General features: G+C 72.0%; 8 protein-coding genes and 1 pseudogene. 7 read left to right on the top strand and 2 right to left on the bottom strand.

Annotation, left to right across the window (positions count from 1 at the left end):
• The first annotated feature begins 34 nt into the window (after positions 1–34).
• From AC1VNM_RS03355 to AC1VNM_RS03325, 7 genes and pseudogenes are all read left to right on the top strand, one after another.
• Positions 35–1,240, top strand: coding sequence for a response regulator (locus tag AC1VNM_RS03355; protein ID WP_483109229.1), 1,206 nt, complete (start codon positions 35–37; stop codon positions 1,238–1,240).
• Positions 1,240–4,635 carry a response regulator gene (locus AC1VNM_RS03350; RefSeq protein WP_483105850.1) on the top strand — a complete coding sequence of 1,132 codons (3,396 nt, stop codon included), beginning with the start codon at positions 1,240–1,242 and terminating at the stop codon, positions 4,633–4,635. Before AC1VNM_RS03355 ends, AC1VNM_RS03350 begins: the two co-directional genes overlap by 1 nt.
• Entirely contained in the window at positions 4,635–8,651 is a 4,017-nt protein-coding gene (locus AC1VNM_RS03345; RefSeq protein WP_483105849.1) for a response regulator, read from the top strand. The genes AC1VNM_RS03350 and AC1VNM_RS03345 overlap by 1 nt, the downstream gene beginning before the upstream one ends.
• A pseudogene (locus AC1VNM_RS03340) lies at positions 8,648–9,091 on the top strand (response regulator); the annotation flags it as partial. The gene AC1VNM_RS03345 and the pseudogene AC1VNM_RS03340, both read left to right, overlap by 4 nt.
• Before the next feature lie 68 nt (positions 9,092–9,159).
• Entirely contained in the window at positions 9,160–10,224 is a 1,065-nt protein-coding gene (locus tag AC1VNM_RS03335; RefSeq protein WP_431102724.1) for a S1C family serine protease, read from the top strand.
• Positions 10,225–10,377: 153 nt separating this feature from the next.
• Complete coding sequence (locus tag AC1VNM_RS03330; protein WP_483105848.1) at positions 10,378–11,382, top strand: LLM class flavin-dependent oxidoreductase; 1,005 nt, start codon at positions 10,378–10,380, stop codon at positions 11,380–11,382.
• Positions 11,383–11,547: 165 nt separating this feature from the next.
• A complete protein-coding gene (locus tag AC1VNM_RS03325; protein WP_483105847.1) occupies positions 11,548–13,008 on the top strand; it encodes a prepilin-type N-terminal cleavage/methylation domain-containing protein in 1,461 nt (486 codons plus the stop codon).
• Positions 13,009–13,089: 81 nt separating this feature from the next.
• On the opposite strand, the gene purL is transcribed toward AC1VNM_RS03325, so the two are convergent.
• Positions 13,090–17,115, bottom strand: a complete 4,026-nt coding sequence (gene purL / locus AC1VNM_RS03320) for a phosphoribosylformylglycinamidine synthase (RefSeq protein WP_483105846.1) — start codon at positions 17,113–17,115, stop codon at positions 13,090–13,092.
• Between the two features lie 111 nt (positions 17,116–17,226).
• Entirely contained in the window at positions 17,227–17,523 is a 297-nt protein-coding gene (locus AC1VNM_RS03315) for a hypothetical protein (protein ID WP_377155819.1), read from the bottom strand.
• Positions 17,524–17,661 lie beyond the last annotated feature (138 nt).

Below are 17,661 nucleotides of genomic sequence, written 5' to 3'. Positions count from 1 at the left end.
CGACCCCTTGTTCCCTGCCGGCACCACGCCTCCCATGCCCCCCCTGGACCGCGCCGCCAGTCTTCCCGACCCCACCGACGGCGCCACCGTGCTGGTCGTCGACGACACGCCCGACAACCTCCTGCTGATGAGCGAGCTGCTGCGCGACCGCTATCGCGTGAAGATCGCCAACCATGGCGAGAAGGCCCTGGCCATCGCGCGCGCCGAGCACCGCCCCGACCTGATCCTGCTCGACGTCATGATGCCGGGCCTGGACGGCCACGAGGTCTGCCGGCGCCTGAAGGCCGACCCGGCGACGCGCGACGTGCCGGTGATCTTCCTGACGGCGAAGTCCGACGTCGCCGACGAGACCCGCGGCCTGGCGCTGGGCGCCGTCGACTACATCACCAAGCCGATCAGCCCGCCGATCGTGATGGCGCGGGTGCGCACCCACCTGCAGCTCAAGGCCAGCGCCGATTTCCTGCGCGACAAGGCGGACTACCTCGAGGCCGAGGTGGCCCGCCGCAGCGAGGAACTGGCCGCCATCCAGGACGTCACCATCCTGGCGATGGCCTCGCTGGCCGAGACGCGCGACAGCGACACCGGCAACCACATCCGCCGCACCCAGCACTACGTGCGGGCGCTGGCCGAGGCGCTGCGCGAGCACCCGCGCTGCCGCGAACTGCGCCAGCCCGGCGTCATCGCCACGCTGTTCAAGTCGGCGCCGCTGCACGACATCGGCAAGATCGGCATCCCCGACCGCATCCTGCTGAAGCCGGGCCGGTTCACGCCGGAGGAGTTCGAGGTCATGAAGTCGCACCCGGCGCTCGGGCGTGACGCCATCGAGCAGGCCGAGGCGCAGCTGGGCACGCCGGTGGCCTTCCTGTCGACGGCCAAGGACATCGCCTACTGCCACCAGGAGAAGTGGGACGGCTCGGGCTACCCGCAGGGCCTGCGGGGCGAGACCATCCCGCTGTCCGCGCGGCTGATGGCGCTGGCCGACGTCTACGACGCGCTGATCAGCCGGCGCGTCTACAAGGACGGCATGCCGCACGAGCAGGCGGCGGCGATCATCGCCGAGGGCGCCGGCACGCATTTCGACCCGGTCATCGTCGAGGCCTTCCTGCGCATCCAGCCCGAGTTCGAGTCGATCGCGCGGCGCTTCGCCGACGACGACGCGGCGCTCGCGCGCAAGCGGGCCTGGATGGAGACGGTGAGCCCGCCCGACCTCACGCCGCTGGGCGTCGAACGGGGGCGTTGATGCCTCGCCCGGGCGATCGCAGCAGGCGGGGCTGGCGCGATCGACCGGTCATCGTCTGGGGCATCGCCGCCGCCGTCGCGATCGCGGCGGGCTGGGGACTGAGCACCGCGCAGCGCTGGTACCTGGAGGCGGACCTGCGCCGCGCCTTGCGCTCGGCCACCGACCGCGAGGGCGTCTCGCTGGTCCAGCTCACGCTGTCGGGCAAGGACATGGGCGCCGTCGAACTCAGCGGCCGGGTCGATCCGCTCGTCAAGGGGATGACGCTGGAGACGGACCTCGAGCGGGCGCGGCTGGTGCGGCCCGGCGCGGCGCACCTGCGGGCCATCGCCGACACGCTCGACAGCGAGGGCGTCGTCGTCCTCAACGGCAAGGGCGTCGTGGTGGCCGAATGGGGACCGGACGAGAAGAAGGAGCGCTTCATCGGCCGCGACCTGTCGATCCGCACCTACGTCCAGCAGGCGCTGAAGGGCCGGCCGTCGATCTCCACCGGGCTGAGTCCCGACCTGCGGCGCCGGTCCCTCATCTTCTGCGCGCCGATCTTCGGGAGCCGGGAGTCCACCAGCGTCGTCATCGGCGCCATGGTCGCGCGCAACTCGTCGGCGGTGCTGGACCGCTTCTTCGAATTCCGGGGCCATGCGGGCGGGTTGCTGATCTCGCCGCAAGGCGTGGTCTTCGCGGCGAGCCGGCCCGACTGGCTCATGGCGCTCGTGGGCCCGCTCAATTCGGAGCGCGCCGCGTCGCTGACGGCGACGCACCGCTTCGCGGACCTCTTCCAGGATCCGGACCGCTCGCGCGCGCTGCCGTTCGATCCCGTCGACGGCGCGGTCGTCGAGGTCGACGGCCGGCGCATGGCCGCCGCGGAGACCCCGATCGAGTGGAACGATCCCGAAGGCCCCTGGCGCCTGGTGCTGCTGGAGGACCTCTCCGGCGCGATGGGCGCGCGGTACCCGCTGGGGGTGGCGGCGCTGACGGCGGCGTTGCTGCTGGGGGGCTGCGCGCTGCTGCGGCTGATGGCGGCCCATCGCCGCCTTCGCGCGCGCAACAGCGCCGAGATCGCCGCCCGCGCCGACCAGGTCCGCACCATGTTCCGCATGGCGCCGATCGGCGTCTGCCTGATCGTCAACGACCGGATCGAGTTCCTGAACCCGGTGCTGGCCGAGCAGCTGGGGACGGCGCTGTTCCAGGACTGGCCGCATCGCTACGCGGACGAGGCCAGCCGCGATCTGGTCGACGCGGTGCTGCGCGAGCGGCGCCGCACGCTGGACGTCGAGGTCGGCCTGCTCGACGCCCGGGGGGAGGCGCGCAGCTTCGCGCTCTCGTCGATGCCGTTCGACTACGAGGGCGACAAGGCCGCCGTGGTGCTGTGGCTGGTCGACATCACGCGGCGCCAGGAGGCCACGCGCGAGGCGCGCCGGGCGATGGAGGCGGCCAAGGACGCGGCCCGCGCCAAGTCCAGCTTCCTGGCCGGCATGAGCCACGAGATCCGTTCGCCGATGAACGTGATCGTCGGCATGTCCGACCTGGCGCTGCAGACCGGCCTGGACGCGCGCCAGCGCAACTACCTGGAGAAGGTGAACGGTGCCGCGCTCAGCCTGCTCGACCTGATCGACGACATCCTGGACTTCAACAGCATCGAGTCCGGCCGGATCGCGCTGGAGCGGGTGCCCTTCCAGCTCGACCAGGTGGTGGACCGCCTCATCGACCTGATCGGACTGCGCGCCGAGGACAAGGGCCTGGAGCTGCTGATCCATCGCCCCGCCGACGTGCCCAACGCGCTGATCGGCGATCCGATGCGGCTCGGCCAGGTGCTGATCAACCTGGGCGCCAACGCCGTGAAGTTCACGGACAGCGGCGAGGTCATCGTCGCCGTGGAGCGCGTGCCGGCGGGCACGGCCGGCCAGGGCGCCAGCAACGGCAACGGCAACGGCAGCGGCGGCGATGGGCGGGACGCCGACGTCGGCGACGACGTCGAGCTGCGCTTCAGCGTCACGGATTCCGGCATCGGCATGACGGCGGAGACGATCTCGCGGCTGTTCCACAGCTTCAACCAGGCCGACACGTCGACGACGCGCCAGTACGGCGGCAGCGGGCTGGGTCTGGCGGTCAGCCGCCAGTTGGTCGAGATGATGGGCGGACGCATCCAGGTGCGCTCGCGCCCGGGCGAGGGCTCGACCTTCTCCTTCACCGTGCGGCTCGGCCTGCGGCCGGGGAGTCGCACGGCGGCGACGGCCGCCTCGGCGGCCTCGGCGGCCATGGCCGACCTGTCGCGGCTGCGCGTCCTGGTGGCCGACGACAACCGTGCCGCGCGGGACATCCTGGGCGCGCTGTGCGCGGGCTTCGGCATGCGCGTGGACACGGCGGTCAACGGCGCGAACGCCGCGCAGTGCGTGCTGGAGGCCGAGGCCGAGAAGCGCCCCTACGACCTGGTGCTGATGGACTGGCAGATGCCCGTCCTGAACGGCCTGGAGGCGACGCGCCTGATCACGGCCGGACGGTTGAGCTCGCCGCCCGCGATCCTGCTGGTCACCGCCTTCGGTCGCGACGCGACGCTCGCCGCCGCGCTGGTCGATTCGGACCCGCGCCACCGGCCGCAACTGCTGAGCAAGCCGGTCACCGCCTCGGCGCTGCTGTCGGCCATCGGCGAGGCCACCGGGCGGGCGGTGCTCCCCACCCTCGCCGCCCCGCGCCGCGGCGGCGCGACGCGCGCGGCGATGGCACGGCTGACCGGGACGCGGCTGCTGGTCGTCGAGGACGATCCGGTCAGCCGGGAACTGGGCGCCGAGCTGCTGCGCGCCGCCGGCCTGGACGTGACGCTGGCCCCGGACGGCCCGACCGCGCTCGACCTGCTGGCGCTCGCGGATCCCGGCATCGACGCGGTGCTGATGGATTGCCAGATGCCGGGGATGGACGGCTATGAAACCACGCGCCGCCTGCGCCAGGACCCGCGCTGGCGCGAGCTGCCCGTCATCGCGCTGACCGCCAGCGCGACGCTGGAGGCGCGCGAACGCATCCTCGCCGCCGGCATGAACGGCTGCCTGAGCAAGCCGCTGAGCGTGGACCGCCTCTTCGAGGCGCTGGCGCGCTTCTCACGCGGCGGCGCGCCCGATCCGGCGGCCACCGGCGACGGCGCCGCGACGCCGCCCGCCGACGCGGCGCCGGACGCCGCCCTGGAAGCGCTGCTGTCGCGCCTGGCCCAGCTGCTGCAGGACAGTGACGCGACGGCGATCGAGGTCGGCCGCCTGCTGGCCGAGACGCTCGATCGGCGGCCGCCGCCGCCGGCCCGGGCCCGCCTGCTGCGCCGCGTGGCGGCGGCGGCCTCGGGGTTCCGCTTCGAGGAAGCGCTGGCGCTGCTGAGCTGGGACGCCGGCGCGCCGGCTGGAGGGCCGACGCCATGATGCGCGCGGCGCTCCGGCTGTCGCGTCATGCGACGGCAGCGTGGATCGTGGCGGCGGCGCTGTCGCTGCTCGTCGGCGCGCTGGTCGCCCGGCAGGCCCGGAGCGTCCTCGAGGAGCGCTTCCGTGCCCGGATGACGAGCACGATCGATCGGGAGGTCCTGCAGTTCCGCGGCCTCACGGAAGAGAGCAAGGCGATGGGCGCGTTGCGGCTGGCCGGGCGCCTGGATCCGGACCTGAAGGCGGCGGCGCTGCAGACCGACCTCCCGGTCGCGCTGCGCATGCGGCCGGCCGCCGAGATGCTGTCCGCGATGAACGACCAGCTCGGCGCGGACGTCAGTTTCGTGGTCAACCGCCACGGCACGATCGTCGGGGAATGGAACCGCGGCCTGCAACGCTCGCCCCTGGGGCAGGACATCAGCCATCGCGAGTATTTCCGCGAGTCCATGGCCGGACGCACCGCGGTCTCGATGGCGATCAGCCAGGCCACGTCGCGCCGCGCCCTGTACCTGAGCGCGCCGGTCTTCCGGGACGTCGACGCCCGCGGCCCCGTGATCGGCATCGTCGCCACGCAGTTCTACGGCCCGTCGCTGGACCGCTTCCTGACCGAGCGCGCCGACATGGCGTCGCTGGTCCTGTCGCCCGAAGGCGTGGTGATGGTGTCGTCACGGCCCGAGTGGCTGCTGATGGTCGCGGGGCCCGCGTCGACCGAACGCAGCCGCCGGCTCACCGAGGGGCTCCGCTACGGGCGCCAGTTCCTGGATGCGACGCGCGTGCCGGTGCTGCCCTTCGACCCCGGCGCGAGCGTCGCGGCGATCGACGGACACCCGCATGTGCTGGTGGCGCGCGACCTGGGCTGGCGCGACAGCGCCGGCCTCTGGCGGTTGGTCCTCGTGGCCGATCTCTCCGCCGCGCTCAGCGGACCGGCGCAGGCGGGCATCGGCCTGCTGACCGCGCTGCTGTGCTTCGCCGCGCTTGCCGCGCTGCTGCGCGGCCTGCTGCTGCGCGCCGCGAAGCACGCGCAGGAGACGGCGCTGCAGCGCCAGGGCGAGCGCTTCATGACGCTCATCGAGCACACGCCCGCGGGCATCGGGCTGATCACGGACGGCGTGGTGGGCATCGCCAATCCGGCGCTGCGGCGCCTGGTCGACGTGCGGATCGGCCAGCCCTGGCCCGACGTCTACGCGGACGACGCGAGCCGCGCGCGTGCGCAGGCCCTGCTGCAAAGCAAGAGCAGCAGCAACAGCAACAGCAACGGCACCAGTGACGGTGACGGCGGCGGCAGCAGCAGCACCGGCACCGGTGACGGCAGCGGCAGCGATGTCGAGCTGCAGATCGTCGATCGCGAGGGGGCGCACCATGCCTGCCTGGCGACCTTCCTGCCGGTGGCCTTCGGCCAATCGGGGACGCTGATCTGGCTGACGGACCTGACCGACCGCCTGTCCGCCGAGAACGAGATCCGCGCGGCGCGCGAGTCCGCGGAGGCCACGACGCGCGCCAAGACCGACTTCTTCGCCAACATGAGCCACGAGCTGCGCACGCCGATGAACGCGATCATCGGCATGTCCGAGCTGGCGCTGCAGACCGAGCTCGACGCGCGGCAGCGGAACTACGTGGACAAGACCTGCCGTGCCGCGGAGACCCTGCTCGGCGTGATCGACGACATCCTCGACTTCAGCCGCATCGAGGCCGGCCGGCTCGCGCTCGAGCACATCCCGTTCGAGCTCGACGAGGTGCTGGCGCATCTGGTGCAGGTGATCGGTCTCGGCCTGGAGGAAAAGGGCGTGGAGCTGCTGCTGAGCGTGCCGCCCGGCCTGCCGCGGACACTGGTCGGCGACCCGTTCCGCCTCGGCCAGGTGCTGGCCCATGTCGGCAAGCATGCGGCGCGGCGCAGCGAGCAGGACGAGGTCGTCGTGGCCGTGGCGGAGGATCACCGTCCGGGCGACGACGAGATCATGCTGCGCTTCAGCATCCGCGACAGCGGCCCTGCGCTGTCGCCGTCGGAGCTGGCGCGGCTGGGCCGGCGACCGGCGGAGGTCGACGCGGACACCCCCGATCGCGGCGACCTGGCGCTGGCCGTGTGCCGGATGCTGGTGGAGATGATGGGCGGCACGCTGCGCGTGGACTCGATGCCCGGCGCAGGCCTGACGCTGCACTTCACCGCGCGGCTGGGCATCGGGCGGGACGAGGATGACGGCGAGAACGCCGGCGAGACGGACGGCGAGACGGACGACGACATCGACGGCGATATCGACGGCGATATCGACGCCGATGAGGGCCACCAGGGCCATCAGGGTCATGAAGGCCATGCGGCAGACGGGAGCGCCGACGACGATGAAGGCGCCCAGGACGATCACGACACGCGGCCGGCGGCGCTTCGCGGCCGGGTGCTGATCGTCGACGACAACCGCGTCGCCCGCGAGGTCCTCGCCGCCCTCTGCCAGGGCCTGGGCCTGCAGGTCGAGCAGTGCGTCGACGGCGCGCGCGCGCTGCGGGCGGTGCATGCGGCGACGCGGGAACACCGTCCGTTCGACTGGGTGCTGATGGACTGGAAGATGCCGTCGCTGGACGGCGTGGGCGCGGCGGCCCGGCTGCTCCAGGAGGCGACCCCGGTGCCGCGCATCGTCATGGTGACCGCCTTCGGCAACGACGACGGGCTGTACGAGGCGATGACGGCGCTGCCCACCGGGCACGCGCTGCCGGTGCTGGCCAAGCCGGTGACGGCCGCCACGCTGGTGGGCGTCCTGGACGGCTCGGGCGCGTCCGGCGCGCACCCGGACGCGCAGGCCCGCCGCGCCGCGACGACGGCGATGATGCAGTCCCTGGCGGGGGCGCGGCTGCTGGTCGTGGAAGACAACCCGGTCAACCAGGAACTCGCCGGCGAGCTGCTGACCAACGCCGGCATCGCGGTCACCATCGCGGGCAACGGGGCGATCGCGCTGGAGCTGCTGCGGCAGTCCCCCGACGGCTTCGACGGCGTGCTGATGGACTGCCAGATGCCGGTGATGGACGGCTACGACGCGACCCGTTGCCTGCGCCAGGACGCCCGCTGGCGCGAGCTGCCCGTCATCGCGCTCACCGCCAACGCCACCGGTGCCGACCGCGCGCGCATCCTGGCCACCGGCATGAACGACCACGTCGCCAAGCCGCTGAACGTCGACACGCTGTTCGAGGTCCTGGCGCGCTGGATCCGCCCCGCCGGGGGCGCGGCGGTGGCGCCGGCCGGGCTGGCCGGCGGACCGCGCGCCGCGGCAGGGATGCCCCGCTCGTCCGGCACGCCGGCCCCGCCGCCCTCCTCCACCGGCTCGCCCAGGGCGCGCCTGGAAGTCCCGGCGGTGCCCGTCGTCGACGGCCTGGAGGCGCGCTCCGGCCTGGCCTCGGCCTCGAACAACGCCGAGCTCTACCTGCGCCTGCTGAAGATCTTCCTGCACTCCCAGCAGGAGACCGGCGCGCGGCTGGACCAAGCCGCCGCGTCGGACCAGGCGCAGGTGATGGAGAAGATCGCCCACTCGCTGCGGGGCTCGTCCGCGACCATCGGCGCGCTGCCCTTGAGCGAGGCCGCCGCGGCGCTGGAGAGCGCCTGCCGCTCGCCGGAGACGGCCGCCCGACGCCGTGAGCTGGCGCAGGCCGTCCGTGTCGCGCTGGACCGCCTGTTGCACGCGCTGGCGGAGACGCTCGCGGACGACGCCCCGCCGACGCTGCCGGGCCCGCTGGACGATCAGTCGCCGCCGGGCATCCCGCAGCTGGACGAGCGCCTGGCGCGTCTGCGCCGGCAGCTGGACGAGGACGACGCCGCGGCGGTCGACACCGCCGAGCGGCTGAAGGAGGAGATCGACCGGGGTCGGCACGGCCTGGACGACCGGCGCGCCGCCGCCCTGCGCGAGGTCCTGGCGGCCGCGACGCGATTCGACTTCGAGACCGCGCGCCGCAGGCTGGAGAATGAGAGCGCCAGTGCACCGCCCCCGCCCCCGTCCCCGCCATCTCCCGGCGCCCGATCGTTGGAGGACCCCCTGCCATGAGCATCTCGAACGGAGATTCGCGCCCGACGATCCTGATCGTGGACGATTCGCCAGAAGTCCTGTCCCAGCTGTACGAGCTGCTCAAGGAACGGCATCGCGTCAAGGTGGCGACCACCGGCGACCGCGCGCTGCGCATCGCGGCCGAGTCGCCGCGGCCCGACCTCATCCTGCTGGACGTGCTGATGCCCAACATGGACGGCTACGAGCTCTGCCGCTGGCTCAAGGCGGACGCGGCCACGCGCGACATCCCGGTGCTCTTCCTCACCGCGCGCTCCGATCCCGCGGACGAGAGCCACGGCCTGTCGCTCGGCGCGGTGGACTACATCACCAAGCCGATCAGTCCGCCCATCCTGCTCGCGCGCGTGCGCACCCACCTGCAGCTCAAGGCCACCGCCGACCTGCTGCGCGAACGCGCGGCGCACCTGGAAGCCGAAATCGCCCGATGGGCCGGCGGCGCCGACGGCTGAGCTTTCATAATCGTCCGGTCCTCTCCGCTTCTGTCCTCGTCATGCAACTCCGGCCCTGGTCCCTCGCTCTCATCGCCCTGCTCGTCGGGTCGGGCAACACCTGGCCCCAGCCGCGGCCGGTGACGCCGCGCGGTCCGCTCGACGCGCAGGAGCAGAACAACATCGCGGTGTTCCGCAAGGTGTCGCCGTCGGTGGCCCACATCACGACGCTGGCGCAGCAGCGGGACTTCTTCTCGCGCAACGTGACGGAGGTGCCCAGCGGCACCGGCAGCGGCTTCCTGTGGGACGAGCAGGGCCACATCGTCACCAACTTCCACGTGATCCGCGGCGCCTCGGCGGCGAAGGTCACGCTGTCGGACCAGAGCGCGTACGACGCGACGCTCGTCGGCGTCGATCCCGACCGCGACCTGGCCGTGCTGCGCATCGTCGCGCCGCGCGAGAAGCTGACCCCCGTGCCGATGGGCAGCAGCCGCGACCTGCTGGTCGGGCAGACGGTCTATGCGATCGGCAACCCGTTCGGGCTCGACCAGACGCTGACGCGCGGCATCGTGTCGGCGCTGAACCGCGAGATCGAATCGATGACGCAGCGCACGATCCGCGGCGCGATCCAGACCGACGCGGCCATCAACCCCGGCAACTCGGGCGGCCCGCTGCTGGACTCCGCGGGCCGGCTGATCGGCGTCAACACGTCGATCTTCAGCCCGAGCGGCGGCAGCAACGGGATCGGTTTCGCGATCCCGGCCGACGAGGTGAACCGCGTCGTGCCGCAACTGATCAAGCACGGCCGCGTCATCCGGCCGGCGCTGGGCCTGACCGCCGGCAGCGAGCAGCTGCGCCAGGTGCTGCGTCTGCCCAAGGGCGTCGTGCTGATCGGCCTGCAGCCCGGCGGCGGCGCGCAGCGCGCGGGGCTGCAGCCGTTCATGCGCGGGCGCGACGGCCGCATCGTCGGCGGCGACCTCATCACCGCCGTCAACGGCAAGCCGGTGGCCGACCTCGACGAGCTGCTCGGCGAACTCGAGGAACGCCAGGTCGGCGACAAGGTCACGCTGACCGTCTGGAACGGCGGCAAAACGCGGCAGGTCCAGGCCCAGCTCACCAGCGACTGATCACCAGCGACTGATCACCAGCGACTGATCACCAGCGACTGATCACGAGCGACTGATCGCCAGCAGCGGATCGCCAGCCACCGATCGCCTACTCCATTCCGCGATAACCCTCCCGGGACCCCGGTCCGGACGGCGCGCCTAGACTCGGCGCCCATGCAAGCCCGACTTTCGATCCTCGACCTCGCCTTCATCGTCGAAGGCGGTTCCGCCGCCCAGGCGCTCCACGAGAGCATGGCGCTGGCGCAGCACGCCGAGCGCCTCGGCTACACCCGCTACTGGGTCGCCGAGCACCACAACATGGACGGCGTCGCGTCGTCCGCCACGGCCGTTCTGATCGGCCAGATCGCCGCCGCCACGTCGACGATCCGCGTCGGCTCGGGCGGGATCATGCTGCCCAACCATGCGCCGCTGACCATCGCCGAGCAGTTCGGCACGCTGGCCACGCTGTTCCCGGGGCGCATCGACCTGGGACTGGGCCGCGCGCCGGGCACCGACGGGCCGACGATGCGCGCGCTGCGCCGGCACCTGGCGACGGCGCACGAGGACCGCTTCCCCGAGGACGTGCTGGAGCTGATCAGCTACCTCGCCCCCGCGCAGGAGGGTCAGGTCGTGCGCGCCGTGCCCGGCCAGGGCACCGAGGTGCCGGTGTGGCTGCTCGGGTCCAGCCTGTACGGCGCACAGCTGGCGGCCTACCTGGGGTTGCCGTTCGCGTTCGCCTCGCACTTCGCGCCGGCGATGCTGATGCAGGCGCTGGAGATCTACCGCGCCCAGTACCGGCCCAGCGTCCGGAACCCGCAGTCCTACGCGGCCGTCGGCCTGAACGTGGTCGTGGCCGACACCGACGCGCAGGCGCAGCGCCTGTTCACCTCCATCCAGCAGCGTTTCCTCGGCATGCAGCGCGGTCAGCGCGGCCTGCTGCCGCGGCCGATCGACAGCATGGACACGCTGTGGACGGCGGGCGAGAAGCTCGGCGTCGAGCGCATGCTGTCGGAGTCCATCGTCGGTTCGCCGCGCACGGTGCGCGAGGGGCTGCTGGCGACACAGGAGCGCACCGGCGCCGACGAGTTCATCGTCGCCTGCGCGGTGCACGATCCGGCGGCCCGCCGGCGCTCGTACGAATTGCTGGCGGGGATCGCCGCGGGCACGGACGCCGGCTGACCGCCGGCCCCGGCGTGCGGCTGGCGCAGGCCGGTGACGGAAACAGGGGAGCCGCCTGCCGCGAATCGATGAGCGCCGACCGCTGGGCGCTCAACTTCGCGGATTGGCACGAACACCGGGGGCGGGGACCATGACGGCCCTCACCGCCCAGGAGTTCCTCCCGCAATGTCCGCCCGCGCCCGCTCCCTCTCCAACACGCCCGCAAGATCCGCGACACGACAGTCGGGCTTCAGCCTGATCGAAGTCTCGATGGCGCTGGTGCTCCTGGGTGCGATGTCGCTCGGCGCGCTGCAGGTCCAGCAGTTCCAGCAGACCGTCGCGGGCGGACGCCAGGCTGGATTGCGGCTGGCTGAACTGCGCGACGGCGTCGCGCGTTATGTGCGCGATCACAGCGCGGAGCTCCTGAAGGTGCAGGCCGCCCCCCAGTCGACCTGCGCGAACGTCGCCTTGTCATTGGCGCCCTCGGCGGGGACGCCGCCGCCCAAAGACTGCGAACTGAAGGCGACGGCCGGCGGCAAGCCCCTGGCCGTCAACGCGCTCCAGCCCTCGCTGCAGGAGTTGCAGGACCTCGGCTACGTCACCTTCAGCGACACCTTGCCCTTCCCTCACGGGGCCACCATCGTCGACGGCCGCACCGGTGAAATCGCCCGGGCGCGCTGGGCGGTCTCCGTGAAGTGCAAGGCGAAGTGCCTCCCCGTCGACGGCCAGCGGCCCGCGGCGACCTTCGAGGTGATGCTCTACAACACGCAGCCCTTCTTTGCGCAGGCCGAGCTGCCCTTCGGCTACGGCGCGCAGTTGAAGGCGGCCCTGCAGGCGCTGGGGCCCGATGCGATGGTGTCGCTGCCGGGCGAATCTCCGCGGGTGGCGGCCCAGTTGCGCGGCAAGGGCGCCCTGCCCGTCGACAACCCGCTGCGGGGAGACAGCGCCGATACCGGCGTAGCGGGCGTGCTGGCGTCATTCCGGCTGATCCACCTGGACGGCGGCGCCACGACGGCCGGCGTCGCCTGCGGCGTCCCCACCGGCGCCACCGGCCCCGGCGCCAGCGGGTCGGCCTGCCTCGACGGCTCGGCGAAGCTGACCGGGCGATGGGACTTCGACGGCCATGACCTCGTCGGCGTCCGCGATCTGGACGTTTCCAGGAGCGCGAAGATCAAAGGCATGCTGGAAGCGGACGGCACCGTCCACGCCAACGGCGGACTGGTGGTCCGGCATCCGCAGGGTGGCCGGAGGACACAGCAAGGAGCCGGGGCATCCCGCGACGTCGTGGATCCGCTCATCGACGTCCACGGCCACGCTGTCGTGCGCAAGCGCCTCATCGTGGGCCACAACAGCCCCTGGGACTTCGCAGGTCAGGATCAGGACGGCATGTCGCTGTCGGGCGTCCTGATGACGTCCAACGGCTACATCGACACCGCGTCGGGCCAGGCGGGCGGCCCCGGGTTCGACTCCCGTCGGAATGGCATCCGCATCCCCCGCCGCGACCCGGACACGCCTTGCAATGCGCAGGACGTCAACCCGAGAACCTCCGGCGGCAACATCGCCCTGTACCAGCCCCACCGGGGCCAGCAGGTCTACGTGATGGCCTGCAACCGGGAGGGCAAGTGGGTCAAGGCCACGGGCGGATGAAACGCGAAGGGCCGCTTGCGCGGCCCCTCCTCAGCGATGCGCCCTCATCGACGCATCACGCGCGGCGCACGCCGCCCGATCTCACCCCACCCACTTGCGCGCGTTGCGGAACATGCGCATCCACGGGCTGAACTCGCCGACGTCGCCGCCGGTCCAGCTCATCTGGATGTTGCGGAACACGCGCTCCGGATGCGGCATCAGCGCGGTGAAGCGGCCGTCGGCCGTGGTCACCGCGGTCAGGCCCTGCGGGCTGCCGTTGGGGTTCAGCGGGTACTGCTCGGTCGGCTGGCCGTCGCCGTCGACGTAGCGCATCGCGCGCAGCACCTGGTCCGGGTTGCCGCGCTGCGAGAAGTCCGCGAAGCCCTCGCCGTGCGCGACCGCGATGGGCAGGCGGCTGCCGGCCATGCCGGTGAAGAAGATGCTCGGCGACTCGACGATCTCGACCTGCGCCAGGCGGGCCTCGAACTGCTCGCTGCGGTTGCGCACGAACTTCGGCCAGTGCTGCGCGCCGGGGATCATCGGCGACAGCGCGGCCAGCATCTGGCAGCCGTTGCACACGCCCAGCGCGAAGCTGTCGGCGCGCGCGAAGAAGGCCTCGAAGGCCGCCTTCAGCACCGGGTTGAAGAGGATGGAACGCGCCCAGCCCTCGCCCGCGCCCAGCGTGTCGCCGTAGCTGAAGCCGCCGCAGGCGACGAAGCCCTTGAAGTCCTTCAGGTCGACCGCGCCGGCCTGCAGGTCGCTCATGTGCACGTCATAGGCGTCGAAGCCGGCCTGCGCCATCGCGTAGGCCATCTCGACATGCGAGTTGACGCCCTGCTCGCGCAGGATCGCGACCTTCGGACGGACGCCGCCGGCGATCAGCGAAGCGGCGACGTCGTCCTTCACGTCGAAGCTCGGCGACCAGTGCAGGCCCTGGCCCGGCGCGCCGGCCAGCGCATGTTCCTGGTCCGCGCAGGCGGGGTTGTCCCGCTCGCGGGCGATGCGCCACGAGACCTGGTCCCACTCCTGCTGCAGTGCGCTCAACGGGGCGGCGAAGACCTTCTTCGCGTCGCGCCAGACTTCCGCCTGCTTCGTGTCGTTGGTCTTGCCGACGACGTGCGAGATCTTCGACAGGCCGTGCGCGCGCAACGTCTGCAGCACCGCGTCGCGGTCGCCGGTCGCGACCTGGAGCACGACGCCCAGTTCCTCGTTGAACAGCGCCTTCAGCGTCAGTTCTTCGCGGCGGGCGCTGACCTGCGAGGCCCAGTTCTTCGAGTCGCCCATCTCGGCGCGGCTGTCGCTGATGCCGTCGCCTTCGGTGACCAGCATGTCGACATTGAGACTGACGCCGCGCTGGCCGGCGAAGGCCATCTCCAGCGCCGCGGCGAACAGGCCGCCGTCGCTGCGGTCGTGGTACGCCAGCAGCTTGCCCTGGCCGCGCAGGTCGTTGACCGCGGCGACCAGCGCCTTCAGCAGCGCGGGATCGTCCAGGTCGGGCACTTCCGGACCGAACTGGTTCAGCGTCTGCGCCAGGATCGAGCCGCCCATGCGCATGCGGCCCTGGCCGAGGTCGACCAGGACGAGCGTCGTGTCGCCGTCGCGCAGCTGCGGCGTCAGCGTGCCCCGCACGTCGGCCAGCGACGCGAAGGCGGTGATGATCAACGAGACCGGCGCAGTCACCTGCTTCGTCGCGCCCTCATCGCTCCAGCGCGTGCGCATCGACAGCGAATCCTTGCCCACCGGGATCGAGATGCCCAGCGCCGGGCACAGGTCCATGCCGACGGCCTTGACGGTGTCGTACAGCGCGGCGTCCTCGCCGGGTTCGCCGCAGGCGGCCATCCAGTTGGCCGAGAGCTTCACGCGCGACAGCTCGATCGGCGCGGCCAGCAGGTTGGTGATGGCCTCGGCCACGGCCATGCGGCCCGAGGCGGGCGCGTCGACGGCAGCCAGCGGCGTGCGCTCGCCCATGCTCATCGCCTCGCCGGTGAAGCCCTTGAAGTCGGACAGCGTGACGGCGACGTCGGCCACCGGCACCTGCCACGGACCGACCATCTGGTCGCGGTGGTTCAGGCCGCCGACGGTGCGGTCGCCGATCGTGACCAGGAAGCGCTTGCTGGCCACCGTCGGGTGGCGCAGCACGGTGCGCGCGGCCACGCCCAGGTCCACGCCGTCCATCGTCAGCGCGCCGCCCGAGCGGGCCACGCGCGACACGTCGCGGTGCATCTTCGGCGGCTTGCCCAGCAGCACGTCCATCGGCATGTCGATGGCGCGTTCACCGTCGGTGCCGTCCTCGAGCACCAGCTCGCGCTGCTCGGTCGTCACGCCGACGACGGCGAACGGGCAGCGCTCGCGCTCGGCCATCGCGGTGAAGAGCTCGAGGCTCTCCGGCGCGATCACCAGGACGTAGCGCTCCTGGCTCTCGTTGCACCAGATCTCCTTGGGGGCCAGGCCGCTCTCCTCGAGCGGAACCTTGCGCAGGTCGAAGATCGCGCCCCGGCCGGCGTCGTTCACCAGTTCCGGGAAGGCGTTGGAGATGCCGCCCGCGCCGACGTCGTGCACGGCCAGGATGGGGTTGCGCTCGGCCAGGCCCCAGCAGTGGTTGAGGACTTCCTGCGCGCGGCGCTGGATCTCGGGGTTGCCGCGCTGGACCGAGTCGAAGTCCAGGTCGGCGGTGTTGGTGCCGGCGGCCATCGAGCTCGCCGCGCTGCCGCCCATGCCGATGCGCATGCCGGGACCGCCCAGCTGGATCAGCAGCGAGCCGGCGGGGAAGGCGATCTTCTTCGTCAGGTCCGAGCGGATCGCGCCCAGGCCGCCCGCGATCATGATCGGCTTGTGGTAACCGCGGCGGATGCCGTCGACGTCCTGCTCGAAGACGCGGAAGTAGCCGCCCAGCGCGGGCCGGCCGAACTCGTTGTTGAACGCGGCGCCGCCCAGCGGACCCTCGGTCATGATCTGCAGCGCGCTGGCGATGTGCGCGGGCTTGCCGACGGGGTTCTGTTCCCAGGGCTCGGACAGGCCCGGCAGGTGCAGGTTGGAGACCGAGAAGCCGGTCAGGCCCGCTTTGGGCTTGGCGCCACGGCCGGTCGCGCCCTCGTCGCGGATCTCGCCACCGGCGCCGGTGGAGGCGCCCGGGTGCGGGGAGATCGCCGTCGGGTGGTTGTGCGTCTCGACCTTCATCAGCACATGGGCCGTTTCGGCGCGCGCCTCGTACTTCGGCGCGCGGCGATCGCCGGTCGCCATCCAGCGCTCGATCACGTGGCCTTCCATCACCGCGGCGTTGTCGGCGTAGGCGATCACCGTGTGCTGCGGGTGCAGCTTCTCGGTGTTGCGGATCATGCCGAACAGCGAGAGCGGCTGCGCCTCGCCGTCGATGGTGAACTCGGCGTTGAAGATCTTGTGGCGGCAATGCTCGCTGTTGGCCTGGGCGAACATCATCAGCTCGACGTCGCTGGGGTCGCGGCCCAGCTTCGTGAAGGCGGCGACCAGGTAGTCGATCTCGTCGTCGGACAGCGCCAGGCCCCAGGCGCCGTTGGCTTCTTCCAGCGCGGCGCGACCGCGGCCCGACACGTCCACGTGCGCGAGCGGCTGGGCCTGCTTGTCGTCGAACAGGTGCGCGCCGGCTTCGCGCGACAGCAGCACGCTCTCGGTCATGCGGTCGTGCAGCAGGTCGGCGCAGGCGAGGATCTCGGCCTCGGTCAGCGGCTTCGCGCCGCCGGTCAGTCCGGCCGTCAACTGGTTGAGCAGGCCGGACTTCAGCGTCAGGCGGAATTCGGTGACGCGCTCGACGCGGTGGATCGCGAGACCGCAGTTGTGGGCGATGTCGGTGGCCTTGGAGGCCCAGGGGCTGAGCGTGCCCAGGCGCGGGGCGACGACGATCAGCGCGCCCTCCGTGGGGCCTGACGGGCCTTCGTAGGCATCGCCGTAGTCGAGCAGCGCGGCCAGCTTGCCCCGGCCTTCGGCGTCGATGGCGGCGTCGGTCCAGACCCAGTGGACGTGGCGCGCGTGCACCGCGGCGATGCGGTCGCTGACGGCCTGCAGACGCGCCAGCAGCGCCGCGGCCCGGAAGGACGAGAGGGCATTGCCCCCCTCGAAGTGAATCAGATGCTTGGAGGAGGTGGTGCTGGCCATGGGGTCCCAGGGGGTTTGCGCCGCGCGCGCCGCGACGGTGAGCCCGCCATTCTAGCCAGCGCGCTCACGCGGCCCGGGTTTACCCCCTCCGCCGGCCGTCCCCGCCTTGCGTCAGCGGCAGTCCGTGAGGCGCTCCAGCGCCAGATGGAACTGATGGTCGGACAGCTTGCCGCGCTGCGGCTGCACCCAGACGCCGGGCGTGCCGGTGGTCAGCGGCTTGAGGGCCACCACCTTCACCGGCTCCGGCTGCAGGGGACGTTCCCGGTCCAGCGACCACCAACCGTCCGACACCGTGCAGGTCATACCGACGTCGACGCTGGTCGGGGCCGCCACGGCACCCGTCGCATCGACGGCCAGGACGCACAACCCGATGACAGCGGGCAATACGCGGGCAACTACATGCAACATCACACCAACTCCCTGGAACATTCTTTGAGTTTCCGAATGTATCGACGTCCCGCGACGTAATCGCCCGGGGATGTCGACATTCGCCCAAATTACTGTCCCTCATTCAGGGGGTGGCAGCGCATTGCCCGTCCTGGCTCA

This window comes from Mitsuaria sp. MSU3D, from assembly GCF_056867975.1.
Note: the sequence above shows the minus strand (reverse complement) of the source record. Positions and strands in the feature narration are given on the sequence as shown.

Coding starts and splice junctions, on each gene's coding strand:
- AC1VNM_RS03345 (WP_483105849.1), top strand. CDS start 4,635: ATGCGCGCGGCGCTCCGGCTGTCGCGTCATGCGACGGCAGCGTGGATC.
- AC1VNM_RS03350 (WP_483105850.1), top strand. CDS start 1,240: ATGCCTCGCCCGGGCGATCGCAGCAGGCGGGGCTGGCGCGATCGACCG.
- purL (WP_483105846.1), bottom strand. CDS start 17,115: ATGGCCAGCACCACCTCCTCCAAGCATCTGATTCACTTCGAGGGGGGC.
- AC1VNM_RS03355 (WP_483109229.1), top strand. CDS start 35: ATGCCCCCCCTGGACCGCGCCGCCAGTCTTCCCGACCCCACCGACGGC.
- AC1VNM_RS03325 (WP_483105847.1), top strand. CDS start 11,548: ATGTCCGCCCGCGCCCGCTCCCTCTCCAACACGCCCGCAAGATCCGCG.
- AC1VNM_RS03335 (WP_431102724.1), top strand. CDS start 9,160: ATGCAACTCCGGCCCTGGTCCCTCGCTCTCATCGCCCTGCTCGTCGGG.
- AC1VNM_RS03330 (WP_483105848.1), top strand. CDS start 10,378: ATGCAAGCCCGACTTTCGATCCTCGACCTCGCCTTCATCGTCGAAGGC.
- AC1VNM_RS03315 (WP_377155819.1), bottom strand. CDS start 17,523: ATGTTGCATGTAGTTGCCCGCGTATTGCCCGCTGTCATCGGGTTGTGC.